We start from the raw sequence: 25,225 nt of genomic DNA, 5'->3' as shown, positions 1-25,225 counted from the left end.
CGTAAGCCCACGCCGGTCGAAGATACCAGGCCGCTGCGACTGTTTATTAAAAACACAGCACTCTGCAAACACGAAAGTGGACGTATAGGGTGTGACGCCTGCCCGGTGCCGGAAGGTTAATTGATGGGGTTAGCTAACGCGAAGCTCTTGATCGAAGCCCCGGTAAACGGCGGCCGTAACTATAACGGTCCTAAGGTAGCGAAATTCCTTGTCGGGTAAGTTCCGACCTGCACGAATGGCGTAACGATGGCGGCGCTGTCTCCACCCGAGACTCAGTGAAATTGAAATCGCTGTGAAGATGCAGTGTATCCGCGGCTAGACGGAAAGACCCCGTGAACCTTTACTATAGCTTTGCACTGGACTTTGAATTTGCTTGTGTAGGATAGGTGGGAGGCTTTGAAGCGTGGACGCCAGTTCGCGTGGAGCCATCCTTGAAATACCACCCTGGCAACTTTGAGGTTCTAACTCAGGTCCGTTATCCGGATCGAGGACAGTGTATGGTGGGTAGTTTGACTGGGGCGGTCTCCTCCTAAAGAGTAACGGAGGAGTACGAAGGTGCGCTCAGACCGGTCGGAAATCGGTCGTAGAGTATAAAGGCAAAAGCGCGCTTGACTGCGAGACAGACACGTCGAGCAGGTACGAAAGTAGGTCTTAGTGATCCGGTGGTTCTGTATGGAAGGGCCATCGCTCAACGGATAAAAGGTACTCCGGGGATAACAGGCTGATACCGCCCAAGAGTTCATATCGACGGCGGTGTTTGGCACCTCGATGTCGGCTCATCACATCCTGGGGCTGAAGCCGGTCCCAAGGGTATGGCTGTTCGCCATTTAAAGTGGTACGCGAGCTGGGTTTAGAACGTCGTGAGACAGTTCGGTCCCTATCTGCCGTGGACGTTTGAGATTTGAGAGGGGCTGCTCCTAGTACGAGAGGACCGGAGTGGACGAACCTCTGGTGTTCCGGTTGTCACGCCAGTGGCATTGCCGGGTAGCTATGTTCGGAAAAGATAACCGCTGAAAGCATCTAAGCGGGAAACTTGCCTCAAGATGAGATCTCACTGGGACCTTGAGTCCCCTGAAGGGCCGTCGAAGACTACGACGTTGATAGGTTGGGTGTGTAAGCGCTGTGAGGCGTTGAGCTAACCAATACTAATTGCCCGTGAGGCTTGACCATATAACACCCAAGCAATTTGACTACTCGAAAGAGCATCAGATTGCGGTGTGTGAAGACGAAAGAACCGAAAGTTCGACTCTTGCAAAACACCGAAAGCTGTCACATACCCAATTTGCTGAAGCGAGGCCAACCGGCCGCGACTCAGTACCCGAATTTCTTGACGACCATAGAGCGTTGGAACCACCTGATCCCATCCCGAACTCAGCAGTGAAACGATGCATCGCCGATGGTAGTGTGGGGTTTCCCCATGTGAGAGTAGGTCATCGTCAAGATTAAATTCCGAAACCCCTATCTGCGTATGCAGGTAGGGGTTTTGTTTTTGTCGTAGAAAAAGCACGATCAATCAAGCACAAATTGGCGCAGTTATTTTTGTCCCGGGACACTAGAATAGGTCCAACTTTTTCAGAGTCAGAGCGCTTATGCCGGATTCGGTTGACGCCAAAGAGCTGTCAGAAATACCACTGGAAAATCTGGTTGCCTGCCATGAGTGCGACTTGCTCATGCGTAAACCCGAACTCGCCCATGGCGAAAAAGCCATGTGCCCGCGCTGTGGCTACGAGCTTTATGCCAATCGGTACAACGTCGTACAGCGCAGTCTCGCCCTTGTCATAGCCGCCTTGTTGTTGTTTATTCCGGCGAACTTTTTACCCATCATGCAGCTCAATCTACTCGGGCAGTCTTCGCAAGACACTGTCTGGAGCGGCGTTGTTGCCCTTTTTGACACGGGTATGCAAAGCGTTTCAGTGATTGTATTCCTGTGCAGCATGGGGATCCCGCTGCTCAAGCTGCTGTGCCAACTGACCGTATTGTTGAGTATCCGTTTTGATGTCGGACGCAGCTACGGCTTGCTGCTCTATCGCATTTATCACCATATACGCGAATGGGGGATGCTCGAGGTTTACTTCATGGGCGTACTGGTAGCGATCGTAAAACTGGCAGATATGGCAGCCATCACCGTAGGCCTCGGCCTGGTGTGCTTCATTGGTTTGTTGCTGATTCAAGTCTGGCTGGAGGTCGTAATGTCTCCACACCAGATCTGGCAAGCGTTATCAGGAGAGGATGCCCATGCGGGCGATTGATGCGGGCATTCTGATTTGCAAGGAATGTCATGAATTGAACAGGCAGGAAGCTGATACCGATGAGCAAGTCTGTACGCGCTGCGGGGCGCTGGTACACGCCCGCAGCCCGAATAGCCTGGTGCGCACCTGGGCATTGCTGATTACCGCCGCCATTCTTTACATACCGGCCAATTTGCTGCCGATCATGACCGTGAACTCCTTGGGCAAAGGTGCGCCGAGCACGATCATGGCAGGTGTGATCGAACTGATGCACTACGGAATGTTCCCCATTGCGGCCGTGGTGTTTATCGCCAGTATCGTGGTGCCCACGTTCAAGCTGGTGGGCATCGCTCTGCTGCTGTTTTCCGTGCAGCGCCGTCAGCCCCTTTCGGCTCGCCAGCGTATATGGATGTACCGTTTCATTGAATTCATCGGCCGCTGGTCGATGCTCGATATCTTTGTGATTGCCATCCTCGTGGCGGTCGTGAATTTTGGGCGGCTTGCCAGCATTGAAGCCAATCTTGGCGCCATCGCTTTCGCCACGGTGGTGATTCTGACGATGCTTGCCGCGGTAACTTTTGATCCCCGACTGATTTGGGATAACACGGAGTCGGACGACGACCATGACTGATTTGCCTGTAGCGAAAACCCGACCGGCTTCGAACTGGTCTGCCATTTGGGTGTTGCCCCTGATCGCCTTGATCATCGGCGGCTGGCTCGGCTGGCGTGCCTATAACGAGACCGGTATCGAGATTCAGGTGCGTTTTGAGAGCGGCGAGGGCATTCAGGCCAACAAGACCGAAGTTGTCTATAAAGGCATGTCGGTCGGTAAGGTCAAAAGTCTCAAGCTCGATGACGAAGGCAGTTCCAAAGGCGTGATCGCCAGCATCGAAATGAACAAGGACGTAGAGCCATACCTGCGAACCAGCACGCGTTTCTGGCTGGTCAAGCCGAGCGTGACGCTGGCAGGGATTACCGGTCTCGAGACGCTGGTTTCAGGTAACTATGTCGCCATCAGCCCGGGGGAAGGCGAGCCGGTCCGCAAGTTCAAGGCCCTGGCCCAGGAACCGCCGCTCTCCGATGCCCAGCCCGGTCTGCACTTGACTATCAAGGCCGACCGCCTGGGCTCGCTGAACCGTGGCAGTCCGGTGTTTTACAAACAGATCAAAGTGGGCCAGATCAAAAGCTATGTATTGTCCGAGGACCAGAACACTGTCGAGCTCAAGGTCTTCATTGAGCCGACTTACGCCAAACTGGTGCGCAAACACACACGTTTCTGGAATGCCAGCGGCATCAGCATCGACGCCAATCTGTCGGGTGTGAAGGTCCGCAGTGAGTCCCTGGCCAGCATCGTCGCCGGTGGTATTGCGTTCGCCACACCCGAAAACCGCAAGGACAGTCCGCCTACCGATCCGAGCCTGCCGTTCAGACTCTATGAAGACTTTGACGCCGCCGCCGCCGGTATCCGGGTGAAGGTCAAGCTCAGTGATTTCGACGGCTTGCAGGCCGGTCGCACACCGGTGATGTACAAGGGTATTCAGGTGGGCAGCCTGAAAACGCTGAAGGTCGATGCGGATCTGTCTGGCGCAACCGCCGAGTTGACGATGGACCCATTGGCCGAGGATTACCTGGTCGAAGGCACCCAGTTCTGGGTGGTCAAACCGTCGATTTCCCTGGCGGGGATTACCGGCCTCGAAGCGTTGGTCAAAGGCAACTACATCGCTGTGCGGCCTGGCGACAAGGGTTCGGCGCCACAGCGGGAGTTTGTAGCCCGGGCCAAGGCACCGCCGCTGGATCTGCGTGCACCGGGCCTGCACCTTGTTTTGTTCACGGAAAACCTCGGTTCGCTGGAAGTCGGCAGCCCGGTTCTCTACAAGCAGGTCAAAGTCGGCTCCGTACAGAGCTATCAGTTCTCCCGCAAAAAGAAACAACTGATCATTGGCGTGCACATCGAGAAGGAATATGAAGGCCTGGTCAACGCCTCGACGCGCTTCTGGAACGCCAGTGGCATCACCCTCACGGGCGGACTGACCGGCGGGGTCCAGGTTAAAAGCGAGTCATTGCAAAGCTTGATGGCCGGCGGCATTGCCTTCGAGACCCCGCAGGACAACGCCCCGTTGCAGAAGCGTATTCCACGTTTCCGTCTGTTCGCGAACCATGAAGACGCTACGCAGAAGGGCGAAGTCATCACGCTCAAGCTCGATCGCGCTGATGGCCTGCGTACCGGCACTCCGATTCGTTTCAAGGGGCTGGATGTCGGCAAGGTGGAGGATGTTGATCTCAGCGAGGACCTGCAATCGGTGCTGTTGACCGCGCGGATTACCGAAGTGCCAGAGCGCATTGCCCGGGTCGGCAGTCAGTTCTGGGTGGTCAAGCCTGAACTGGGCCTGATCAAGACGTCCAACCTCGAAACCCTGGTGACCGGGCAATACATCGAGGTACAACCGGCGCCGAAGAACCTGGGACCGCAGAAGAACTTTGTCGTTTTGGCCGCCGCGCCCGAAACTGCCAAGCAGGAAGCGGGATTGAGTCTGGTGCTGAGCGCGGCACGTCGTGGTTCGCTGAAGGCCGGGGTGCCGGTGACGTATCGCGAAATCACCGTGGGCAAGGTGACCGGTTATGAACTGGGCCAGACCGCTGATCGCGTGCTGATCCATATCCTGATCGAGCCGAAGTACGCGCCATTGGTACGCAGCGGTACACGATTCTGGAACACCAGCGGTTTCGACTTCGATGTCGGCCTGTTCAAAGGTGCAACGGTGCGTACTGAATCACTGGAGACGATGATTCAGGGTGGTGTCGCCTTTGCCACGCCGGATGGCGAGCGCATGGGTAGCCCGGCGCGACCGGAGCAGACGTTCGCGCTGTTCGACAAGTTCGAAGAGGAGTGGCTGGGCTGGGCGCCGAAGATTTCACTCGGTAAGTAGTTTTCTGGCGTCTGTGATGACGCCTTCGCGGGCAAGCCTGCTCCCACAGGGGGGCTGGGTTGTTCCTGAAGATATGCGATCAAATGTAGGAGCGGGCTTGCCCGCGAAGAGGCTCTGAAGTTCACTGCAAAGCTAAATGACACACCTATGAAAAAGGCCGCGATCCATTGGACCGCGGCCTTTTTATTGCCTTCGATTCAAGCCTCAGACCGCATCCAGCTCCGGTTCATCCGCTTGTTCGTTGATCGTCGCCCTTACCTGATCGTGACGACGAATGTACTTCCAGTCCGCCTCATCGATGTAGATGCCGGCCGGCCCGCTGCCGCCTTCCAGGTCGATGGCGACACTGGCGCAGACCTGCGGCTTCACGCTCGCCAGGATCGGCACGAAGCCCAGTTGCAGGCTGGTTTCCAGCAATGCGGCCTGGTTCTTCTCATCGATGTCCGCCGCCTCGTCGAGGTAGTACGGCAGGCGTACGCGACCGGCCTGGTCACGGTCCATCAAGTGCAGCAACAAGTACATGTTGGTCAGTGCCTTGATGGTCATGGTGGTGCCGTTGGACGCCGCGCCGTCGATGTCGGTGTGGATCACCGGTTGGCCGTTGACCTTGGTGATCTCGAACGCCAGTTCGAACAAGTCCTTGAGGCCGAGCTGGTTGTGGTTGGCCGCCACCAGCCGCGCCAGGTATTCCTTGGCCTCTTCGTTCTTGTTGTCCTGCTCGGCGCTTTGGCTCAGATCGAAGACCGACAGGGTTTCGCCTTCTTCGTACTGACCTGCGCTGTGAATGATCTGGTCGATGTGCTTGAGCGCTTCCTTGTTCGGTGCGAGCACGATGCGGAAGCTTTGCAGGTTGGAGACCTGGCGTTTGTTGATCTCGCGGTTGAACAGTGCCAGTTGGTGTTCGAGGCTGTCATAGTCGCTGCGGATGTTGCGCAGGGTCCGGGCAATGTCCGTCACGGCGGCACGGCGAGCCTTGCCCAGGGTCAGGGCTTCGTCGGTACGGTGCGCATAGGCGTTGATCAGCAGTTGCAGGCGCCGCTCCATATCGTCTTCGCTGTCGAACTTGGCCACGCCCTTGAGGCGTACCTGGGCGTACAGCGCTTCGATCTGGCCGTCGGCCCGCAGCAGGCCTTGCCAGCTGTCCTGATAGTCGTTGAGCAGTGGCAGCAGGTTGTCCATGGAATCGTCGATCGGGTCCATGAACGGTGTGCCGAACGGCAGGTCCGCGGGCAGCAACTGACGGCGGCGCAGGGCGTCGTCGAGGGTGCGTTGCTTGGCTTCCATGTCGCCGATCTGGCGGCCGACCAGTTGCAGCTTGGCCGACAGTTGCTGGACGCGCTCGGTAAAGGCATCGCTGGAACGCTTCAATTCGTCCTGTGCGGCTTCCATCTGTGCCATCTGTTCCAGCTTGTCGCCTTCCTCGGCGCTCAGGGTTTGCGCGCGACGGAAATCTTCCAGGGCTTTCTGCGCATCCAGCACTTGCTGGTACAGCACTTCGGTCTGGGTCTTGCTCGCGGCGCGGTCGGCCGCCACGGCCTGCTGGGTCTTCAGTTGCTTGAGTTCTTTGTCCAGGCGCTCCTTCTGGTCGCGCAGGGCTGCGCGGTCAGCCAAGGCCTGCAGCGCCGGTGGTTCGATGTGCGAGATGTCGATGGACAGGCCCGGCACTTCGAAGCGTTCGCCTTTGAAACCGTCGAGGATCAGCTCCACGGATTTGACCCACTCGCCGTCGTCGTCGAGGGTGATCCCGTGTTCACCCAGCGGCAGGCTGAACAGTGCGCTGTTGAACAGGCGCATCAGGCGTTCGACGTCTTGCTGCGAGAATTCTTCGCGCAGGCGGGCATAACTGTTGTTGTCGGCGTGATCGAGCTGCTGCTTGACCGACTTCAGGCGTTTTTCCAGGTCGCGCAGGCGCTCGTCCAGGTCTTCGGCGCTGAACTGGCGGGACTGTGCCAGCGCACCGGCCAGTTCGTCGTGGGCGTCCTTCGCGGCCAGCAGTTGCTGTTCCAGCACCTTGACGTCATCGACCAGGGCAAAGCGATGCTTGAGTACGGACAATTCGCCGAGCCAGCGCTGGATGCCGGTGATTTCCCGCTCCAGGCGCATCAGTTCCTGAGTACCGCCGCGCTGGTCGTTTTGCAGGGCATCCTGCTCATTGCGGTAGTGTTCGGCCTGAATGGTCAGCTCTTCCTTGCGCGCACTGGCGTAGTCCGACCAGGTGCCGAGCAAGGAGTCGAGCAGCGGTGAGATCCGGTGCAGTTTGCCGCGCAGAATGTCGCGTTGCTTCACGCCGTTGGCCAGGGCTTCGACCAGCGGGCCGGCGGCGACCAGCGAGTTGTAGTCCTGCTCCATGCGTCGTACATCGCGGAACGCTTCTTCGCACGCGGCGATGTAGTCGACGCTGCCGGAACGCAGGCTGTGTTCGAAGGCATCGAGGAACAGCTGCTTGAGCTTGGCCGCGGTGATTTCGCGCATGTGCAGCAGGTTGATGAACAGGGCGCGGAAGGTCTTCAGGCTCTGCTCGCTGGTGGAGCGTAGCGGGATCAGCGTCAGGTCCAGCGGGATCGAAGTGTGACCGCCAACCAGCAGGCGGCGCAGTTCGTCCGGCTTGAGTTCGTAGGCTTTCAGGCCTTCGCGCTCAAGGTTGGTGAACAGTTCTTTCTGGCGCAGGCAGGTGTCGTTTTTCTGGTAGTGGGCCAGGTCCAGTTTGCCGGCATAGGCAAAGAACTGGTGACCGAAGCCGCCGCCCGGGCCGCGGCCGACCACACCGATCACGTGGGGGCCGTGGGGCAGGTTCACCTCCACCAGGATGTAGCTGGTGTCCGAGGCGAAGTAGAAGCGCCGGGACTGCTCCAGGCTGTACTTGCCGAAGCTCATGTCCGACATGCGCGCCAGGATCGGGAACTGCAGGGCGTTGATCGAGGCGGATTTACCCAAGTTGTTGGCGCCGTATACCGATAGCGGCTCTTCCAGCGGGAACAGGCCGAGGCTGTAGCCGGCGGTGTTCAAAAGGGCAAAGCGGCGGATGCCGTAACGTTCCTTGCTCATGCGTCGAGCTCCTGTTCTTCGGCGATGGCGCGGGCCAGTGCGTCTTCTTCGCTTTCGTCTTCAAAACCCGCGAGGTCGAGCGGGTCATCGGTCTGCAACAGCTTTTCGTCGCTGTCTTCGTCGATCAGGACCGGCACCGGCAACGGCAGGACACTGTGCAGGCTGGCGGCCAGGTCGCGGTCCTGCTGCACCGACAGGCACACATCGAGGAAACGGTGCATCGGCGGCAGGAAACGGTAGACGCCGTTCTCTTCGCTGGCGAAACCGAGCTGAGTCATGCGGCGCATGATCTTTTCTTCGAGCTCGTCCTGGGTCTGCACTTCGGCCTGGATGAACAGGTCGCGGTACTTTTCCAGCAGCGACGGCAATTCATCGCGACCGAGGCTGCCGCCGTCGAGCACGGCGATCGGGTCGCGGCCCTGATCGGCCAGGTGCTCGACGAGGATAAAGGTGAACAGCGCCAGACGCTGGGCGGTCTTGTTCACCGCCGCCGCTGCGAGGTCCGGCACGAAGTAGTAGAAGCCACGGGTGTCGCAGACCAGTTCAAAGCCCAGGGCCTTGAACAGCGTGCGGTACTGGTCCTGGAAGTTCGACAACTGCGCGTACAGCTCCGGATCGCGGCGGCTGACGTGATAACCCTTGAACAGCTCGCGAAAGATCGGCGCCAGCTGGGACAGTTCGGATAGATCAAGATGCATAGGGAGTGCTCGCAGAATCCTCGGCGGCGGTGTCGCTGACCGAGAGCAGGGCGAAGGAGCGCAGGCTGACCTGGTGCTCGTGAGTATGGTATTCGCGACGTTCCAGGCGCTCGCGCTTGAAGCGTTTTTCCCGCGACAGGCGCGAGAACCAGTACAGCAATTCGTCGGTGGCGCCGTCCGGTTCCTGCTCCAGCAGCCAGGTCATCAGGTCCGGCATCGGCAGGGCGTCTTCGCAGCGCTCGAGCATTTCCCGAACGGTGCGTGGCGCCCGTGGCGCTTCGCCTTTCTGGGTCTTGTGAGCCTTGGGGAAGCGCGCCGGTTTCGGTTCGAAGCGGGCCAGGGCATACACGTAGGCTTCGACCTGACTGGCACTGCCGAGGAAGGTGCTCTGGGGGCGAGTGAACATCGGCATCGCCGCTTGCGGCACGGCGTCGATGCCTTTGCGGCGGATCATCGACAGGGCCAATGCGGCGCCACGGGTCACGGCGTTGTGCCGGCGCGCTTCTTCGCGCAGCGGCAGCAGCAGCTCGCGGGCGTGACGCAGGGTCAGCTGGGCGCTGGTCTGCATTTCGAGGATGCGCGCGTGGGTGCGCAGCAACATGTCGTCGTCGACCAGGTGGCCGAGACGCTGCTGTTCGCTGAGCATCTTCAGCAGGACGGTTTCGACCTTGCGCACGCCTTGTTCGAAGGCGCCGTCGGCGTTCACCAGATCAATCATTGGCTCGACGTATTCGTCCCAGGTCGCCAGCACTTCAGCATAACGCTGACGCAACGGAATCTGCCGGTCGCTGGTTTTCGCCCGTTCGGCGACAGCCACCAGTGCCTGTTCGTCGTTATCGAGTTTTTTCAGCACGTCACGCACGCGCATGTCGAGCAGGCGCAATTGGCGGGCGAGGTCGTTGCCGTCGCGGATGTCGAATGCGTCCTGGATATAACCGGCCAGACGCTCGAGGTGGCGCAGGTAGGCTTCGATCTCCAGGCACAGGCCCAGACGGTGTTCACGGCGCAGATAGGCGAGGAAGTCGTGAATCTGCGCATTGAGCTCGAAACGGTTCGGGCTTTTGGCCACGGGAACCAGGATGTCGAGGCGAATCCACACATCCAGCAGGCTGGTGATGTCCTGCGGCGTACTGTCGAGTTGCTGGGCGGCCAGTTGCGTGCGCAGTTCGTTCAGGCTCAGTGTGCCTTGGTCGAAGTGCTCGCACAGTGGCTCCAGAAGTGCCCAGTGTTCAGCGAGGGCGCGCAAGACGCGCTTGGGTTCGATCATCGGAATGGCCGGCTGGTTGGCGATTAAAAGCCGCGATTGTACTGCATCGGGGGCAATGCGATTCACTCTCGGGACGGACTGTCGCCTTCTTTTCGGTAAGGTGCATCGATCAACTGCGGGCGATCTTCAGCGAACGGCGGTAGAATCAGCGCACTTTAGTTATCCACAAGTGGCCGACCTTTGCTTATCGAGTCCCGTCGTCGCGCTTATCTGGCCGCCATGCAGGTGGTCAACTGGCTGCCGCGCACCGAATTGCCCTTTGCCGCGCCGTCGCGGCCCGAGCTGCTCGAGATTCCCGAGCCGGTTGTGGTCGCGCCTGTCGTGCCCGCTGTTGTGGCCGATACGCCCGTGGCGCCTGTGGCCAAGCCGGCCGAGCGGGTGAAGATCGAGGTGCCACGGCCATCGCTGGCCAGCACCCGCACCGGCGCGAAACCGGTGGAAGAGGCCGAAGAGACGCCAGCCGTGGTCAAGGCACCCATCGTGCCGCCCCCGCGTTTCGCCCTGCAATTATTGCGGGCCGGGCGTTGCCTGCTGCTGGTGGAGTTACCCACAGGTGAATCCTTCCAGACTCGCGATCCTGCCTACCTGCTGCTCAAGGACATGCTGCGCGCCGCCGGTCTGCCGGACAGTCCGCAGATCGTCGGTGAGCCGGTGCGTTGGCCGCTGTTGGTGCGTGGCACGATGGATCAGGGCCCGGAAGCGGCCCGTGACTTCGTGCAAGGTTTTCTCTCGGTGCGCATGGAAGAAACGCCCTGCGCCTGCTTGTGGCTGATCGGCTTGCCTGCGGTGCGATTTGCCGGCGAAGCGGATGCCGATGCGTTCAATCGCGAATTGCAGATCGAAGGCCTGGGCTCGGCCTGGGCGGTGCCGGGCCTGGAATTATTAATGGAAGAGCCACAGCGTAAGGCTGATGTCTGGCAAGCCATGCGTCGGCTGATGGCGCGCTGGAAAGAATCGAATGAGTGACGCTGTATCGTTTCGCCCGATGACCGAGGCGGACCTGGAAGCTGTACTGAAAATCGAATATGCGGCCTATAGCCATCCCTGGACCCGCGGGATTTTCCTCGATGGCCTGGGCAAGTATCAGATCTGGCTGATGTTCGAAGGTCAGCAACAGGTCGGCCACGGTGTGGTGCAGATCATCCTCGACGAGGCGCACCTGCTCAACATTACGGTCAAGCCGGAAAACCAGGGGCGTGGCCTGGGGCTGACATTGCTTGAGTATTTGATGTCGATCGCCTACAAGGCCGACGCCCGGGAGTGTTTCCTGGAAGTGCGCGACAGCAATACCGCGGCGTTCAAGCTGTATGAGCGATATGGTTTCAACGAGATCGGCCGGCGTCGGGATTACTACCCGGCGGTGGGCGGGCGCGAAGATGCGGTGGTCATGGCCTGCACTTTGGTGGATTGAGCCTCAAAAGCTTCGCGAGCAAGCCCGCTCCCACATTTGGAATGCATTCCCCCTGTGGGAGCGGGCTTGCTCGCGAAGGCGGCTGAACAGGCACTAAAAAATTATCGCTTGCCGTCCATCGGATCGCGCTGAGCCAGTTCAGCCTCATCCAGGCCATTGCCACCGCCGATATCGTCCTCATCAACGATGCTCAGGTCCCAATCCGCACGGCTATCATTGCCCGCCTCATGGGCATCCCGGGCGCCGTCCTCACGGATCAGAGTTTCCGGGCTCAGATCGTCATCGGTAGGTTGATGGTCACCGGTCGCGGCAGCGGTCAGGCCCGCTTCACTTCCGCGCTTGCGCGGCAGCAGTTGCTCGCGCTCCTTTTCCGGCAGTTCGTCACCGATTCTGGTGCCGGGTTCTTCTTCGTCGAAATCCAACTCACGCACCGAGCCCATGCGGTCTTCGTTGTCATCGACGGGTTCCGGTTGCACCGCATCGTACGGACGTCGTGAATCATTCATGGCAATTCCTCATACTGTAGTCCCTACTACGGTTGACCCCCGTGGCTACCGAGAATTCCACCGGCATGGAGCCCCGTATTCCGGATCAGGAGAGCATCTGCATTTTCGCGCGTGACCCCGACGGACGGTTGTCAGTCAAAGCTGCGCATCATTCTTGAGGCTTCAAAGCATGAACGAATTACAAGATCTGATTGATAACAACGAGCGTTGGGCCGCTGCGATCAAGGAGGAAGATCCTGACTTCTTCGCCAAGCTGGCTCGCCAACAGACCCCAGAGTTCCTGTGGATCGGTTGTTCCGACGCCCGGGTGCCGGCCAACGAGATCGTCGGCATGCTGCCGGGCGATCTGTTCGTACACCGTAATGTGGCCAACGTCGTGCTGCACACCGACCTCAACTGCCTGTCGGTGATTCAGTACGCGGTCGATGTACTGAAGGTCAAACACATCCTTGTCACCGGCCATTATGGCTGCGGCGGTGTGCGCGCTTCGATGCAGGATCGCCAGTTCGGCCTGATCGACGGCTGGCTGCGTTCGATTCGCGATCTCTACTACGAGAAGCGCGAAGAGCTGGCCAAACTGGCCACCGAAGAGGAACAGGTCGACCGCCTCTGCGAACTCAACGTGATTCAGCAAGTGGCCAACGTCGCCCATACCAGCATTGTGCAAAATGCCTGGCATCGCGGGCAGAGCCTGTCGGTCCACGGTTGCATCTACGGCATCAAGGACGGTCGCTGGAAAAGCCTGAACACTACCATCAGCGGCTTCGAGCAACTGCCGCCGCAGTACCGCCTGCGTCCGGTCGACCCTCAGTAATACCCGTCAATAATGATGTTGCCGACGCCAGCGTTGCAGAAACGCCTGGCCGTCGGCGTTTGGCGACTCGTCGTAGCCGGTAATCCAGCCACGGCACTCGTATGAGCCGCACTGGCAGGCAAATTGGCGTTGCAGTTTGTCTTCGGTGGCGGCGAAGTCCATGGTCAGCCAGTCCCCCTTGCTGATGTCCTTCAGCGCCCATAACCACAACTCGCTCAAGTCCAGAAAGACATTGGGGTCGCAGGAGTGTCGTAACAGTCCGCAGAAGCGCGGGTCGTAGACGTGTATGCCCGGGGCGAGCTGGCGGGTATGTCGGCAGCGGTAGGGCAGCAAATGCCCCGACGCCCGGCAGATACGGGTGATTCGCGGGAACTCGCGCCGTGCGGCAATACCCTTGGCTTCGCCCTTGGCGTTTTCAATGATTTCGAAGTCGGCCAGGGAAGGAAATCCCAGGCGAACGGGCAGCTCCGAAAAGGGGTAAACACCTTGCGGCGGTTGTGGGCGTTTTCGTTGAGGGGCGTGAGCTTTCATAACAATCCCTGTCTGCTGGGTGCTGCGACTTCCTTGCACCGACGGTCCTGTCAGCACAGCAGCACATGGGTTCAGCCCAAGCCTCTCGCAGATACCACGGGCGGTCTACTGTCATAAGTGACAGATTTTTCGCCGTTCATCGGGTTACAACGGCGGAGCAGGTTTCGCCGTGGCTGGCGCCGGAGCCTTGAGCTGCTTGAGCTGGGACACGATCGAAGCTGTCGCGCATTTGCCCACAGCCTGTTGGGGCGACAGGTTGCGGATCGAGGTGTAGAACAGCTCGCAGGTTTTTTCTTTCTGGGCCACTTGCCAGGTTTGCCTGCAGGTATTGAGCTCAACGTCCGGATTGCTGTCCGGTTGGCGGCCCATGGCGGCCTGCCAGCACGCAGCACTCAAATCCTGACCCATGACTTTCAGGCCTGCCGCATCGGCCTTGGCCTGGGCGTCACTGCCGGTGTAGCTTGCCGGATCGGCGGCATACCAAATGTAGCTCGGATGGTTGGAGCCCAGCACGGGGACTTTCACGCCGTTGTCCGGGGTGATCTGGACCAGGCCCAACACGTTCACCGTCTGCCCGTATTGCTCTTTGATCCAGTTACGCACCGGTGCGCCGAAGGCGACCATCGGCAGGGCTGCGCCGCTGGCGTTCAGGCTGACTTCCTTGACCATGGTGGTCTGGTAATCCTTGAAGTAGCCGTAGACGCCTTCGAGGTCTTTGCCCGCGTTGGACGGCGCGGCAATCGGGGCGATGTCGATGATTGTCTGGTAGCCCGGCGTCTGCCCGGCCGGGATGCCGTTGGCAGTCAGCAGCGTGGCCCAGCGATCCGTAGTGGCGGACCTCAGGTAATCCTGGGCCTGGGTCAGCGAATAGTCTGGCGGGAAGTGCAGCAGTTCGACGCTTTTGCGGTTTTCCAGGGCCATGCCCAACGGCAGGAACAGGTACCAGCTATACGCCCACTTGCCATCGGCATTCAGTTTGCTGGCGCCGTTGTAGGCCAGGTCACCGGCGTCGAGCAGCGCGGCCAGAGGCTTTTCATAGCCGTTGGGTACGCCGCTGATTTCGGCATAAAGCTGATTGTTATCGGTCTTGATCAGAACCTTCGCCCCGGTGTAGCCATCACGCTGCACGCTTTGGGTCAGGTAATGCTCGACGGTCTGTTCAAGTGTCCAGTTGCGAAAGCAGATCACGTTGCAGTTGTTGGGATAGGCGAAGAGACGGGTAACGCGTTCGGTACTGCCCAGTTTCAGGGCGACATCGGCGTGGGCAGCGGCGCTCAGGGTGAGGGCCGCGAGAGTCAGTCCTGCAAGTTTTAGCATGCTCAGATCCTTTTCAGCGTGGTTTCCCGTTGGCGTGGGTGCTACATACTGAAACCGCAGGCGGCGGTTGGTCTAGAGGGGGGAGGTAAAAAGCTGTCAGGCAACGTGCACTCTCAATGTGGGAGAAACCACAGTGGGAGCGGGTTTGCTCGCGATGGCGTCGGCACATTCAGTATCAATATGTCAGTGACATTGTCATCGCGAGCAAGCTCGCTCCCACAGGGTTCTATGTCATCACCACCATTTGGGTCACGGCATCACCGGCGGCGTATACGTCAGCGTCGTGCCCAGTGCCCACAGCAAAAACAGCACCAGTGGCGTGTGCACCAGCAACTGCACGAACGAGAAGCCGATCAGGTCCCGCGCCTTCAACCCCAGTACGCCCAGCAACGGCAGCATGTAGAACGGGTTGATCAGGTTCGGCAAGGCTTCGGCGGCGTTGTAGATCTGTACGGCCCAGCCCAGGTGATAGTTCAGGTCATTGGCCACCTGCATCACGTACGGCGCTTCGATGATCCACTTGCCGCCGCCGGACGGAATGAAGAAGCCGAGGATCGCCGAGTACACGCCCATCAGCAGGGCATAGGTGTCGTGGGAGGCAATGCTGACGAAAAAGGTCGAGATGTGGTGCGCCAGGGTCTGCGCATCGGCACCCTTGACCGTAGTCATCAGTGCGGCGATCGAGCCGTACAGCGGGAACTGGATCAACACACCGGTGGTGGTCGGTACCGCACGGGACACGGCATCCAGAAAGCTGCGCGGACGCCAGTGCAGCAGCGCACCCAGCATGATGAACAGGAAGTTGTAGGTGTTCAGCCCGGAAATCGCGCTGATGGCCGGTTTGGTCGAGAACTCATGGAACAGCCATCCGGCTGCCAGCAGCACCAGCAGAATCGTCAGCAGCGGGCTGTGTTCCAGCCATTCGCCGGGGCGGGTGCGTGGTTGCAGCGGTGGCAGGTTGAAGCTTGGGTCGATCCCGCAGGCGTTGGCGTCTCGCGCGGAGTTCGGGCCGGGGGCGGTGGCGTAGGCAACGATCAGTGAAACGATGATCAGAGCCAGCAACATCACACCGGACTGCCAAAGAAAGATCGTCTGGGTGAAAGGGATCACCCCGGTGATCGACAGGATCGACGGCGGCAGGCTGGCCGGGTTGGCCTGCAATTGCGCAGCGGACGATGACAGGCCCAGGGCCCAAACCGCGCCGAGGCCCAGGTAGACAGCGGCACCGGCGGCGCGGTAGTCCATCTTCAGATCGGTTCTGCGGGCCAGAGCGCGCACCAGCAAACCGCCGAACACCAGCGACAGACCCCAGTTCAGCAGCGACGCAACCATGGAAATCAGCGCCACCCAGGCCACGGCGGAGCGGCCGTTTTTCGGGATTTTCGCCAGACGGTCGATCAGCTTCACCGCCGGTGGCGAACTGGCGACCACGTAACCACCGATTACTACGAACGCCATCTGCATGGTGAACGGGATCAGGCTCCAGAAGCCGTCACCGAACGCCACCGCGGCATCGGTGGGCTTGGCACCCATCGCCATGGTGGCCAGGGCCACGATAATCACCGCCAGGGCAGCAAACACCCAAGAGTCGGGAAACCAGCGTTCGGCAAAACTTGAACAGCGCAGGGCAAAGCGGGCGGAGCGGCTATCTTCGATATCAGCGGCCACGGGGGTACCTCGGATTTATTATGTTTGTAGTGGTCTTCGGGGCAGTAACCGCCCGTCTGGACAGGCGCCAACATTAATTCAAGCCGAGGACTTTTGCGGGGCTGTTTCGTGGCTATGGGACTTTGGTCTAACGGGTTGTCCGTCGGTGCATTTGCGTAGACCATGGGCGCCTTGGTTTTTGCCTATGCCAGAGTTCTTTTCATGACTAACACCGATTCGCGCCCGAAGCCGTTCAGCCGCTCGGACTACAAGACCCTGGGGCTCGCCGCTCTCGGCGGGGCGCTGGAAATCTACGACTTCATCATCTTCGTGTTTTTCGCCCTGACCCTCAGCCAGTTGTTCTTCCCGCCGGAAATGCCCGAGTGGCTTCGATTGCTGCAAAGCTTCGGGATCTTCGTCACCGGTTACCTGGCGCGACCGTTGGGGGGCATCCTGATGGCGCACTTCGCCGACCGTCTGGGGCGAAAGAAAGTCTTCAGCCTGAGCATCCTGATGATGGCGTTGCCCTGTCTGCTGATCGGGATCATGCCGACCTACGCGCAAATCGGCTATTTCGCACCCTTGCTGCTGTTGGCCCTGCGCATCCTCCAGGGCGCGGCGGTGGGCGGTGAGGTACCCAGTGCCTGGGTATTCGTCGCCGAGCACGCACCCATTGCCCACCGCGGCTATGCCTTGGGTTTCTTGCAGGCGGGGCTGACCTTCGGCTATTTGATCGGCGCATTGACCGCGACCTTCCTGGCGCAAGCATTCACTGCGGCGGAAATCCTCGATTACGCCTGGCGTTATCCCTTCCTGTTGGGCGGCGTGTTTGGGGTGATTGGCGTGTGGCTGCGTCGCTGGCTCAGCGAAACCCCAGTGTTCACGGCCATGCAGGCGCAGCGCGAGGCAGCCGGCGAACTGCCGCTGCGTACGGTCTTGCGCGAGCATCACCTGGCCATTTTGCCGGCGATGATTCTCACTTGTGTGCTGACCTCGGCCGTGGTGGTGTTCGTGGTCATCACCCCGACCATGATGCAGAAAACCTTTGGCATGACCGCCAGCCATACCTTCGCCTTGAGCGCACTGGGCATCGTGTTCTTGAACATCGGCTGCGTGCTCGCCGGGCTGCTGGTCGATCGCATCGGCGCCTGGCGCACGGTGATGCTCTATAGCCTGCTGCTGCCGCTGGGCATCGGCGTGCTGTATGCCTGCCTGATCATGGGCGGCGACTGGATCGGCCTGGCTTACGCGGTGGCCGGGCTGTCCTGCGGGGTAGTTGGCGCGGTGCCATCGGTGATGGTCAGCCTGTTCCCGGCGCGGATTCGCGTTTCGGGGATCTCGTTCACCTACAACATTGCCTATGCCGCATGGGCGAGTGTCACACCGCTGTTGTTGATCGGTCTGATGCCATGGAGTCCATGGATCTGCGTGATGTTCAGTGCGGTGATGGGCGCAGTGGGCGTGAGCAGTGCGGCGTACTTCGGTGCGCGGATGCCGAGAATCGCAGGCTGTCCTGTGGCTGGCGCGCATTGATCGGGCATGTCGTAACTTTTTTGTAGGACAAGCCTGAAGCACGCTTAAGAAAATGTTTCCAAGGCCGATGGTTAGGCTGCATATCGCTTTCTACCCCTGTCCATCGGTGCTTTCCCATGTTCAATAAACGCTTGAAGCAGGAGCTGTCGGCTCTTCGTGAAGAACTCTCCAGCCTCCAGCAAGTGAAGGAAAGTCTGGAAAGCGAAATGCTGGTGCTGACCCTCGACAGCAACGGGCGGGTTCAGTCGGTCAACCAGAACTTCCTTGGCGAAATGCATTACAAGAGCGGCGACCTGATTGGCCGACACATCGACGATCTGGTCCCGGATCAAGTGAAATCCGATGAATTCCAGCTGCGCTTCAAGAACGCGTTGACCCGTGGCGAGCATTTCGCCGGCGCAGTGCGTCTGTTGCGCGGTACCGGCCAGGAAGCGTGGTTGCGTTCGATCCTGCAACCGGTGCGCTCGGCGGATGGGCGGATCAAGTGTTTTTCGATCTTCTCCAGCGACCTGACCCGCACCATCGAGGCCTCCCGCGAACACGAGAACCTGATTGGCGTGCTGGTGCGCTCCACGGCGGTGATCGAATTCGACCTCAACGGCAACGTGCTGACCGCCAACGACCGCTTCCTCAGCGGTATGGGTTACAGCCTGGCGCAGATCAAGGGCAAGCATCACCGCACCTTCTGCCTGCCGGAAGAATACAACAGTGACGCATACCATAACTTCTGGCGTCGCCTGAATGCGGGCGAGTACGTGGCCGACCGTTTCAAACGTGTCGACAGCCATGGTCGTGCGGTCTGGCTTGAGGCGTCCTACAACCCGGTGGCCGATGCCAACAATAATCTCTACAAGGTGGTGAAGTTCGCCACGGTGATTACCGATCAGGTCAATCAGGAGCAAGCCGTCGCCGAGGCGGCCAACATCGCCTACAGCACCTCGCAGCAAACCGACCAAAGCGCTCAGCGCGGCAACGCCGTGGTGACCCAGGCCGTGGACGTGATGCGCAACCTGGCCAGGCATATGCAAACCGCCGGCGATGGCATCGAAGCGCTGAACGAGCAGTCGCTGGTGATCGGTACCATTGTCAAAACCATCAGCGGCATTGCCGAGCAGACCAACCTGCTGGCGCTCAACGCGGCCATCGAAGCGGCCCGTGCGGGCGAGCAGGGGCGGGGGTTCGCCGTGGTGGCTGATGAGGTCCGGCAACTGGCTTCGCGCACCAGCCAGGCCACCGACGAAATCGTCCTCGTGGTGCGGCAGAACCAGGACATGGCGCGCAACGCCGTAGCGCTGATGACCGACGGCAAGCTTCAGGCCGAGCAGGGCCTGGCACTGGCGGCGGAAGCGGGTACGGTGATTGTCGAGATCCAGGACGGCGCGCAGAAAGTGGTCAACGCGGTGGGGCAGTTTGCCAATCAACTCACCAACTGACCTGAGATCAGCTCTTGGTGGGAGCGGGCTTGCTCCGGGCGGCGTTCCGACGAAAGCGGTGTGTCATTCAACCCAGCGGTGACTGAATTGACGCCTTCGCGAGCAAGCCCGCTCCCACAGGGTTACGTGGGCGCTACAATCGGCTCTTTTCCCCCAGGAGCAGACTTCCATGAGCGTTCCCCACCGCCGTCCGGTTCCCTTGTCCAAGGCCTATCGTCTGCTCAATCATGGCCCGACCGTGCTGGTCAGCGCAGCCCACGATGGCCAGCGCAATATCATGGCGGCAGCCTGGGCCATGCCGCTGGATTTCGAACCACCGAAAATTGCCGTGGTGCTGGACAAGTCCACCTGGACTCGCCAGTTGCTGGAAGCCTCGGGCACGTTTGTGTTGAACGTTCCGTGCGCTGCACAGGCCGACATTGTGCAGACCGTCGGTTCGACCTCCGGTCTGGAGTTGACCCAGGGCCAGGGGCGCGACAAGTTTGAGACCTACGATTTACAGACGTTCACCGGCCAGTCGGTTGATGCGCCGATGCTCGAAGGCTGCGTGGCCTGGCTGGAATGTCGCCTGTTGCCGGAGCCGAACAACCACCAGCAGTACGATCTGTTCCTGGCTGAAGTGATTGCCGCCCAGGCTGACGAGCGCGTGTTCAGCGAAGGCCGCTGGCACTTCGAAGGGCAAGACGCCTTGCGCACCTTGCACCACGTGGCGGGCGGGCACTTCTTGACCATTGGTGATCCAGTGGACGGCAAGACCTTGCAGGCGTGAGGCGGCCAGCGCTCAAATCCAGACATCATTCTCGGCCGTGCGCTCGCCACCTTCGCGGCCGGTATTGAGCACGCCCTTGGGTTCGATCAGCAGGAGTTTTACCTCCTGCCCCGCGCTGGGTTTGTGCTCGACGCCTTTGGGCACCACATACATCTCCCCGGCGTTCACCAGCACATGGCCATCGCGAAAGTCGATACGTAACTGGCCCTCCAGAACGATGAAGGTTTCGTCGGTATCGAAGTGGTCGTGCCAGATGAAATCCCCCAGCAGCTTCACCACCTTGAACTGGTAGTCGTTCATTTCGGCGATGACCCGGGGCGACCAGTGCGAATCGATCCGGGTGAGCTTTTCCGCGAAGTTCAGGCTTTCGTAGGCGTTCATCATGGGGCTCTCGTGGTTGATCCTGGGCCACGATAGCCAGCAATTCGACGCGATTCTTGAACGATTGTGCGTGGCTCAGCGCCGCTGCAGGTTCAGCCAGCGGGCCGGTGGCAAGCCGTAGGCTTTGCTGAATTGCCGAGTCATGTGGCTCTGGTCGGTGAAGCCGGCGATCAGCGCGGCGCTGACCAGTGTCTGCCCCTGAGTCAGCAGCGCGCGGACCATGTCCAGGCGTCGCATGGTCAGGTAGCGATAGGGACTGGTACCGAACAACAGGCGAAAATCCCGGGACAGGCTCCAGCGATCCCGGCCACTGTGTTGCGCCAGCTCATCGAGTGTCACGGTGCGATCGAGGGCGCTGTGGATGTATTCCCGCGCGCGCTGCGCGGCCACGTAATCGAAACCCGAGCGTTTGGCTGGCACACCGGAAACGCTGCTCAAGGCCTGCGCCAGATCGAACAGCGCATCCTGTTCTTCCAGTGGATCGAGCGGGCAATCAAGGCTGCGCAGCAAGGCTCCCGTAGTAGCAAACAGGCGGGGGTCGTTCGACAGTCCGGTCTTGATGAACGGCAGCGGTTGGCCGCCGAGCATCTGCTGGATCAGCGCCGGTTCGATGTACATCATCCGGTACTGGAAACCGGACTCGGTGCCGGCCTCGCCATCGTGGGCTTCGTCCGGGTGCAGCACGATCGTTGCGCCTGGCTGGCTGTGACGCCAGCCACCGCGATACTGAAAGCTCTGCACCCCGGCCAGGGTGTGGCCGATGGCATAGGTGTCGTGGCGGTGAAGATCGTAGCCATGGCCGGCAAAAAACGCCTCGAAACGCTGTAGCCCGCCGACATCGGGCGCGCGATGGAACCAGTCATTGCGAGGCGGGTACTTGGCCATGGTGATGATTGTCTTGAGCTCGATGCGCAACACGGTAACCCAGTCAGCGACTCCCTGTCTTCTGATCGCAAGGCGACAGGTACGCTAGAAAACCAAGGGCAAATACTGCACTGTGTGGCGCATTCTCTGCAGGTCGTTTTTCTATTCGTCAGGTGAGGCCAGGTCATGAGCAAGCTGAGCGTGGGGATCATTTTCGGGGGCCGTTCGGCTGAGCATGAGGTGTCGCTGCAATCGGCGAAAAACATCGTCGATGCGCTGGACCGTTCACGCTTCGAACCGGTGCTGATCGGCATCGACAAACAAGGCCACTGGCACCTCAACGATCCTTCGAATTTTTTGCTGAATCAGGAAAATCCGGCGCTGATCGCCCTCAACCAGTCCAACCGCGAACTGGCCGTGGTGCCGGGTAAAGCCAGTCAGCAACTGGTGGAAACCTCCAGCCAGGAACTGCTTGGCCACGTCGATGTGATCTTCCCGATTGTCCACGGCACCCTCGGTGAAGACGGTTGCCTGCAAGGCTTGCTGCGCATGGCCGATCTGCCGTTTGTCGGCTCCGATGTGCTCGGCTCGGCCGTGTGCATGGACAAGGACATCAGCAAGCGCCTGCTGCGCGATGCCGGCCTGGCCGTGACGCCGTTCGTGACATTGACCCGCGCCACGGCGGCCCGCACCGGGTTTGCCGAGGTGCGGGGCAAGTTGGGTTTGCCGCTGTTCGTCAAACCGGCGAATCAGGGCTCTTCCGTGGGCGTGAGTAAGGTCACCGACGAGGCTGAGTACAGCGCAGCGGTGGAGCTGGCCTTGAGTTTCGATACCAAGGTGTTGATCGAATCTGCCGTCAGCGGTCGCGAAATTGAATGTGCAGTGCTCGGCAATGAAGACGCCATCGCCAGTGGCTGCGGCGAGATCGTGGTTCGCAGCGGGTTCTATTCCTACGACAGCAAGTACATCGACGACAAGGCGGCTGAAGTGGTGGTGCCGGCCAATATCAGCGTCGAGGCCAGCGAGCGCATTCGCGCCCTGGCCGTCGAAGCGTTCCAGATACTGGGCTGCTCCGGCCTGGCCCGCGTCGACGTGTTCCTGACCGACAGCGGCGAAGTGCTGATCAACGAAATCAACTCGCTGCCCGGCTTCACCCGCATCAGCATGTACCCGAAACTGTGGCAGGCCACCGGCATGACCTACAGCGAGCTGGTGACGCGACTGATCGAGCTGGCGCTGGAAAAGCACCAGGTTCGGCAGGGGTTGAAGATCAGTCGATAAGCGGAGTTCTGCATCGTCCGTATTATCGGTAGGTATGCTTGCATGAGCCGACCCTGATCAAGCGTGTTTGACCGGTTTGATCAGGCTCTGGGCGGGTATCCCGAACAGCTCGTGCAGTTTCCAGATCATTGGAAGCGTCAACGCTCGCTTGCCATTGAGTACTTCATAAACACGATTTGTGCGGCCGATGGCGGGTGCAAGATCGGCGGCGGACAACCCGGACTGCTCCATTCTGAACTTGATCGCATCGATAGGATTGGGTAAGTCGACCGGGAAGTGCTTCGACTCATACGATTCGATCAGCGTAATCATGATGTCGAAGTAATCTCCCTCGGGAGTGCCAATCTCTGGTTCATTCTCAAACAGAGCCGACACGCTCTTGAGGGCGGCGCGGTAATCCTCTTCTGTGTGAATCGGGCGAATGTTCATGGGTTACTCCATTTCGACGTTATCAGCGTCGACCGTGTCGTACTGCTTGTGAGTGCCGACAAATTTTATGTACGTGGCGTGGAAACTCTAACCAGGACGCAAATATTTGCGGGTAGGAAAAAGCAGCGGGAGAGAGGCGAGCTGGACTCTTTACCAATAAAAAGGGCCTACCCACCGGTAAGCCCTTTCTCATCCCCGCGTACGACTCAATCCCCCAGCGCTTGCCCTTCACGCCGCGGATCGGCTCCGCCTGTCAGCGACGCTTTGCCTTGGGCGTCCTTGACCCGAACAATCGCCTGGGTCCCGCTGGTCATGTCGATCTCGGTCACGCCGTGTCCTTTGTCTTTCAGCGCCTGAATCAGCGTCGGGCTGAACTGCCCCTGTTCCAGTTCGGTCGGGCCGTTGCGGCTGCCGAAGTTGGGCAGGTTGATGGCGGCTTGGGCATCGAGGTTCCAGTCGAGCAGGCCGATGGTGGATTTGGCCACGTATTCGATGATTTGCGAGCCGCCGGGGGAACCGACGGTGGCGAGGAATTCGCTGCTCTGGCGGTCGAAGATCAGGGTTGGGGCCATGGACGAACGCGGGCGTTTGCCGGGCTCGACGCGGTTGGCGACTTTTTGCCCGTTTTCCTCGGGGATGAACGAGAAGTCGGTCATCTCGTTGTTGAGCATGAAACCCTGAACCATGATGTGCGAGCCGAACGCTGACTCGATGGTGGTGGTCATCGATACGGCGCCGCCTGCGTCATCGACGGCCACCACTTGCGAGGTGGAAATCCGCAGCGGCGAGCGGTCCGGCGCATAGGCCACACGGATGCCCGGCGGAGTGCCGTGTTTGGCCGTGCCCATGCTGCGTTCACCAATCAGGGCGGCGCGGCTGGCGAGGTAGGACGGGTCGACCAGGCCCTTGACCGGCACGGGGACGAAGTCTGTATCAGCTAAGTATTGAGCGCGGTCGGCGTAGGCCAGGCGTTCGGCCTCAGAGATCAGGTGCACGGCTTGCGGGTCGGGTTCGATGCCGGCCGGGGCCGTGGTCTTGACCGGTTGCAGCGGTGCCAGCGCCAGGCGTTTATCGCGGGTCTCCAGGGCTTGCAGCGTGCCGAGGATCTGCGCCACGGCGATCCCGCCCGACGACGGTGGCGGCATGCCGCAGACCTGCCAGCGCTTGTAGTCGGTGCACAGCGGCGCGCGCTCCTTGGCCTGGTAGTTGGCGAGATCGGTCAGGGACAGGCTGCCGGGGTTGGCGTGCCCCTGCACCTTGGCCGCGATTTCCTCGGCGACCGGGCCTTTGTACAGGGCATCCGGGCCTTCATGGGCAATGCGCTTGAACACGGCGGCCAGTGCCGGGTTCTTCAAGTTTGTGCCGACGGCTTTTGGGCTGCCATCGGCATTGCGGAAGTAAGCCATCATTTCCGGCGAGCGAGGCATGGACGAATCCGCGGCGATCAACCGGTGCAGGCGTGGCGAAATGGCGAAGCCTTGTTCGGCGAGCTGGATGGCCGGTTCAAACAGCTGCGCCCAGGGCAGGCGTCCGTGTTTTTGATGGGCCAGTTCCAGGGCGCGCAGCACGCCGGGTGTGCCCACCGAACGACCGCCAATCTGCGCCTGGGTGAACCCCATCGGTTGTCCGTTGGCTTGCAGGAAAAGCTTTTCGGTGGCGCCGGCCGGGGCGGTTTCACGTCCGTCGTAGGTGCGCACGGCCTTGCCATCCCAGAGGACGATCAATGCGCCGCCGCCGATGCCCGAAGACTGCGGCTCGACTAGCGTCAACACGGCTTGCATCGCAATCGCCGCGTCGATGGCCGAGCCGCCCCGGCGCAGCATCTCCCGCCCGGCTTCGGCCGCCAGCGGGTTGGCCGCCGCGGCCATGTACTTCTCGGCGTGCTGGGTGCGCAGGTCGGTGCGGAACCCGGAAGCGCTTTCCGGTGCGAGCGGCAGCGTCGGCACCGTAGCGTTGTTGCATGCGGCCAGGTTCAAGGCACTGGCGAGCAGAAGCAGGGCAGGCAGGCGATAGCGGCGCAAAGGGAAGGTTGAGAACACGTGGGGCACTCCGTCCGTTGGATCTGGGATCAGTGGACTTTATCGACCGACCGGGAGGGACGCAAACCAGGTCCCACGGCATTGACCCTTTTTGTCCTTCATCAA

General features: G+C 60.2%; 21 protein-coding genes, 2 rRNA genes and 2 pseudogenes. 13 read left to right on the top strand and 12 right to left on the bottom strand.

From position 1 onward, the window contains the following. From AC1RDQ_RS15615 to AC1RDQ_RS15595, 5 genes are all read left to right on the top strand, one after another. A 23S ribosomal RNA gene (locus AC1RDQ_RS15615) occupies positions 1 to 1,170 on the top strand; the annotation flags it as partial. A gap of 156 nt (positions 1,171 to 1,326) precedes the next feature. Then, positions 1,327 to 1,442 (top strand): 5S ribosomal RNA (gene rrf / locus AC1RDQ_RS15610). A gap of 147 nt (positions 1,443 to 1,589) precedes the next feature. After that, positions 1,590 to 2,249, top strand: coding sequence for a paraquat-inducible protein A (locus AC1RDQ_RS15605; RefSeq protein WP_057713288.1), 660 nt, complete (start codon positions 1,590 to 1,592; stop codon positions 2,247 to 2,249). Then, positions 2,236 to 2,859: a paraquat-inducible protein A gene (locus tag AC1RDQ_RS15600; protein WP_007997011.1), complete on the top strand. Its 624-nt coding sequence runs from the start codon at positions 2,236 to 2,238 to the stop codon at positions 2,857 to 2,859. Before AC1RDQ_RS15605 ends, AC1RDQ_RS15600 begins: the two co-directional genes overlap by 14 nt. Continuing rightward, positions 2,852 to 5,155, top strand: coding sequence for a PqiB family protein (locus AC1RDQ_RS15595; protein WP_057713289.1), 2,304 nt, complete (start codon positions 2,852 to 2,854; stop codon positions 5,153 to 5,155). Before AC1RDQ_RS15600 ends, AC1RDQ_RS15595 begins: the two co-directional genes overlap by 8 nt. Before the next feature lie 204 nt (positions 5,156 to 5,359). Here AC1RDQ_RS15595 and mksF read toward each other — a convergent pair whose 3' ends face one another. The 3 genes from mksF to mksB are packed head-to-tail and all read right to left on the bottom strand — an operon-like array spanning position 5,360 to position 10,165. Further along, complete coding sequence (mksF, locus tag AC1RDQ_RS15590; RefSeq protein ID WP_057713290.1) at positions 5,360 to 8,200, bottom strand: Mks condensin complex protein MksF; 2,841 nt, start codon at positions 8,198 to 8,200, stop codon at positions 5,360 to 5,362. After that, positions 8,197 to 8,898 (bottom strand): Mks condensin complex protein MksE, encoded by a 702-nt coding sequence (gene mksE, locus AC1RDQ_RS15585; RefSeq protein ID WP_090457698.1) that lies wholly within the window; start codon positions 8,896 to 8,898, stop codon positions 8,197 to 8,199. The genes mksF and mksE overlap by 4 nt, the downstream gene beginning before the upstream one ends. After that, complete coding sequence (gene mksB / locus AC1RDQ_RS15580; RefSeq protein ID WP_174245530.1) at positions 8,888 to 10,165, bottom strand: Mks condensin complex protein MksB; 1,278 nt, start codon at positions 10,163 to 10,165, stop codon at positions 8,888 to 8,890. Before mksB ends, mksE begins: the two co-directional genes overlap by 11 nt. 219 nt (positions 10,166 to 10,384) lie before the next feature. On the opposite strand from mksB, the gene AC1RDQ_RS15575 reads away from it, so the two are divergent. Both AC1RDQ_RS15575 and rimI read left to right on the top strand, forming a co-directional pair. Beyond that, complete coding sequence (locus tag AC1RDQ_RS15575; RefSeq protein ID WP_492587666.1) at positions 10,385 to 11,131, top strand: energy transducer TonB; 747 nt, start codon at positions 10,385 to 10,387, stop codon at positions 11,129 to 11,131. Continuing rightward, on the top strand, positions 11,124 to 11,576 hold the full coding sequence (rimI, locus tag AC1RDQ_RS15570; protein WP_492587660.1) for a ribosomal protein S18-alanine N-acetyltransferase: 453 nt from the start codon (positions 11,124 to 11,126) through the stop codon (positions 11,574 to 11,576). The genes AC1RDQ_RS15575 and rimI overlap by 8 nt, the downstream gene beginning before the upstream one ends. 101 nt (positions 11,577 to 11,677) lie before the next feature. On the opposite strand, the gene AC1RDQ_RS15565 is transcribed toward rimI, so the two are convergent. Next, positions 11,678 to 12,082: a serine kinase/phosphatase gene (locus AC1RDQ_RS15565; RefSeq protein ID WP_407516679.1), complete on the bottom strand. Its 405-nt coding sequence runs from the start codon at positions 12,080 to 12,082 to the stop codon at positions 11,678 to 11,680. A 169-nt stretch (positions 12,083 to 12,251) separates the two neighbouring features. Between AC1RDQ_RS15565 and can the strand changes: the two genes are divergently transcribed. After that, on the top strand, positions 12,252 to 12,896 hold the full coding sequence (gene can / locus AC1RDQ_RS15560; RefSeq protein ID WP_057713295.1) for a carbonate dehydratase: 645 nt from the start codon (positions 12,252 to 12,254) through the stop codon (positions 12,894 to 12,896). Positions 12,897 to 12,902: 6 nt separating this feature from the next. Here the strand turns inward: can and AC1RDQ_RS15555 are convergent, their stop codons facing one another. The 3 genes from AC1RDQ_RS15555 to AC1RDQ_RS15545 all read right to left on the bottom strand — a co-directional run bounded on the left by AC1RDQ_RS15555 (position 12,903) and on the right by AC1RDQ_RS15545 (position 16,412). Then, positions 12,903 to 13,427, bottom strand: a complete 525-nt coding sequence (locus AC1RDQ_RS15555; RefSeq protein ID WP_407516677.1) for an SET domain-containing protein — start codon at positions 13,425 to 13,427, stop codon at positions 12,903 to 12,905. 144 nt (positions 13,428 to 13,571) lie between these two features. Next, entirely contained in the window at positions 13,572 to 14,744 is a 1,173-nt protein-coding gene (locus AC1RDQ_RS15550) for a hypothetical protein (RefSeq protein WP_057713297.1), read from the bottom strand. A gap of 249 nt (positions 14,745 to 14,993) precedes the next feature. Next, on the bottom strand, positions 14,994 to 16,412 hold the full coding sequence (locus AC1RDQ_RS15545) for a short-chain fatty acid transporter (RefSeq protein WP_057713298.1): 1,419 nt from the start codon (positions 16,410 to 16,412) through the stop codon (positions 14,994 to 14,996). A 201-nt stretch (positions 16,413 to 16,613) separates the two neighbouring features. On the opposite strand from AC1RDQ_RS15545, the gene AC1RDQ_RS15540 reads away from it, so the two are divergent. From AC1RDQ_RS15540 to AC1RDQ_RS15525, 4 genes and pseudogenes are all read left to right on the top strand, one after another. Then, positions 16,614 to 17,924, top strand: coding sequence for an MFS transporter (locus tag AC1RDQ_RS15540; RefSeq protein WP_492587659.1), 1,311 nt, complete (start codon positions 16,614 to 16,616; stop codon positions 17,922 to 17,924). Between the two features lie 116 nt (positions 17,925 to 18,040). Beyond that, positions 18,041 to 18,769: pseudogene (locus AC1RDQ_RS15535) on the top strand (PAS domain-containing protein); the annotation flags it as partial. Next, the gene (locus AC1RDQ_RS15530; protein WP_489340647.1) at positions 18,749 to 19,357 is read left to right on the top strand and encodes a methyl-accepting chemotaxis protein; all 609 of its coding nucleotides are present in this window, start codon (positions 18,749 to 18,751) and stop codon (positions 19,355 to 19,357) included. The pseudogene AC1RDQ_RS15535 and the gene AC1RDQ_RS15530, both read left to right, overlap by 21 nt. 169 nt (positions 19,358 to 19,526) lie before the next feature. Beyond that, on the top strand, positions 19,527 to 20,126 hold the full coding sequence (locus tag AC1RDQ_RS15525) for a flavin reductase family protein (RefSeq protein ID WP_492587657.1): 600 nt from the start codon (positions 19,527 to 19,529) through the stop codon (positions 20,124 to 20,126). Positions 20,127 to 20,138: 12 nt separating this feature from the next. Here AC1RDQ_RS15525 and AC1RDQ_RS15520 read toward each other — a convergent pair whose 3' ends face one another. Together AC1RDQ_RS15520 and AC1RDQ_RS15515 are read right to left on the bottom strand one after the other, a co-directional pair. Beyond that, complete coding sequence (locus AC1RDQ_RS15520) at positions 20,139 to 20,507, bottom strand: cupin domain-containing protein (protein WP_090457996.1); 369 nt, start codon at positions 20,505 to 20,507, stop codon at positions 20,139 to 20,141. 75 nt (positions 20,508 to 20,582) lie between these two features. After that, on the bottom strand, positions 20,583 to 21,392 hold the full coding sequence (locus AC1RDQ_RS15515) for an AraC family transcriptional regulator (RefSeq protein ID WP_090457994.1): 810 nt from the start codon (positions 21,390 to 21,392) through the stop codon (positions 20,583 to 20,585). 165 nt (positions 21,393 to 21,557) lie between these two features. On the opposite strand from AC1RDQ_RS15515, the gene ddlA reads away from it, so the two are divergent. Next, entirely contained in the window at positions 21,558 to 22,652 is a 1,095-nt protein-coding gene (ddlA, locus tag AC1RDQ_RS15510) for a D-alanine--D-alanine ligase (protein ID WP_492587655.1), read from the top strand. Between the two features lie 57 nt (positions 22,653 to 22,709). Here the strand turns inward: ddlA and AC1RDQ_RS15505 are convergent, their stop codons facing one another. The 3 genes and pseudogenes from AC1RDQ_RS15505 to ggt form a co-directional block, all read right to left on the bottom strand. After that, the gene (locus AC1RDQ_RS15505; protein ID WP_057398063.1) at positions 22,710 to 23,081 is read right to left on the bottom strand and encodes a helix-turn-helix domain-containing protein; all 372 of its coding nucleotides are present in this window, start codon (positions 23,079 to 23,081) and stop codon (positions 22,710 to 22,712) included. Positions 23,082 to 23,084: 3 nt separating this feature from the next. Next, positions 23,085 to 23,165, bottom strand: a pseudogene (locus AC1RDQ_RS15500) (type II toxin-antitoxin system HigB family toxin); the annotation flags it as partial. 122 nt (positions 23,166 to 23,287) lie between these two features. Continuing rightward, the gene (ggt, locus tag AC1RDQ_RS15495) at positions 23,288 to 25,120 is read right to left on the bottom strand and encodes a gamma-glutamyltransferase (protein WP_492587653.1); all 1,833 of its coding nucleotides are present in this window, start codon (positions 25,118 to 25,120) and stop codon (positions 23,288 to 23,290) included. Positions 25,121 to 25,225 lie beyond the last annotated feature (105 nt).

The sequence above is a fragment of the Pseudomonas sp. GW823-FHT02E01 genome (assembly GCF_058797535.1).
This window is presented reverse-complemented; position numbering and strand designations above follow the sequence as displayed.

Excerpts from the sequence above, each read along its gene's own strand:
- AC1RDQ_RS15605 (WP_057713288.1), top strand. The coding sequence starts at position 1,590 with ATGCCGGATTCGGTTGACGCCAAAGAGCTGTCAGAAATACCACTGGAA.
- AC1RDQ_RS15600 (WP_007997011.1), top strand. The coding sequence starts at position 2,236 with ATGCGGGCGATTGATGCGGGCATTCTGATTTGCAAGGAATGTCATGAA.
- AC1RDQ_RS15595 (WP_057713289.1), top strand. The coding sequence starts at position 2,852 with ATGACTGATTTGCCTGTAGCGAAAACCCGACCGGCTTCGAACTGGTCT.
- mksF (WP_057713290.1), bottom strand. The coding sequence starts at position 8,200 with ATGAGCAAGGAACGTTACGGCATCCGCCGCTTTGCCCTTTTGAACACC.
- mksE (WP_090457698.1), bottom strand. The coding sequence starts at position 8,898 with ATGCATCTTGATCTATCCGAACTGTCCCAGCTGGCGCCGATCTTTCGC.
- mksB (WP_174245530.1), bottom strand. The coding sequence starts at position 10,165 with ATGATCGAACCCAAGCGCGTCTTGCGCGCCCTCGCTGAACACTGGGCA.
- AC1RDQ_RS15575 (WP_492587666.1), top strand. The coding sequence starts at position 10,385 with ATGCAGGTGGTCAACTGGCTGCCGCGCACCGAATTGCCCTTTGCCGCG.
- rimI (WP_492587660.1), top strand. The coding sequence starts at position 11,124 with ATGAGTGACGCTGTATCGTTTCGCCCGATGACCGAGGCGGACCTGGAA.
- AC1RDQ_RS15565 (WP_407516679.1), bottom strand. The coding sequence starts at position 12,082 with ATGAATGATTCACGACGTCCGTACGATGCGGTGCAACCGGAACCCGTC.
- can (WP_057713295.1), top strand. The coding sequence starts at position 12,252 with ATGAACGAATTACAAGATCTGATTGATAACAACGAGCGTTGGGCCGCT.
- AC1RDQ_RS15555 (WP_407516677.1), bottom strand. The coding sequence starts at position 13,427 with ATGAAAGCTCACGCCCCTCAACGAAAACGCCCACAACCGCCGCAAGGT.
- AC1RDQ_RS15550 (WP_057713297.1), bottom strand. The coding sequence starts at position 14,744 with ATGCTAAAACTTGCAGGACTGACTCTCGCGGCCCTCACCCTGAGCGCC.
- AC1RDQ_RS15540 (WP_492587659.1), top strand. The coding sequence starts at position 16,614 with ATGACTAACACCGATTCGCGCCCGAAGCCGTTCAGCCGCTCGGACTAC.
- AC1RDQ_RS15525 (WP_492587657.1), top strand. The coding sequence starts at position 19,527 with ATGAGCGTTCCCCACCGCCGTCCGGTTCCCTTGTCCAAGGCCTATCGT.
- AC1RDQ_RS15520 (WP_090457996.1), bottom strand. The coding sequence starts at position 20,507 with ATGAACGCCTACGAAAGCCTGAACTTCGCGGAAAAGCTCACCCGGATC.
- AC1RDQ_RS15515 (WP_090457994.1), bottom strand. The coding sequence starts at position 21,392 with ATGGCCAAGTACCCGCCTCGCAATGACTGGTTCCATCGCGCGCCCGAT.
- ddlA (WP_492587655.1), top strand. The coding sequence starts at position 21,558 with ATGAGCAAGCTGAGCGTGGGGATCATTTTCGGGGGCCGTTCGGCTGAG.
- AC1RDQ_RS15505 (WP_057398063.1), bottom strand. The coding sequence starts at position 23,081 with ATGAACATTCGCCCGATTCACACAGAAGAGGATTACCGCGCCGCCCTC.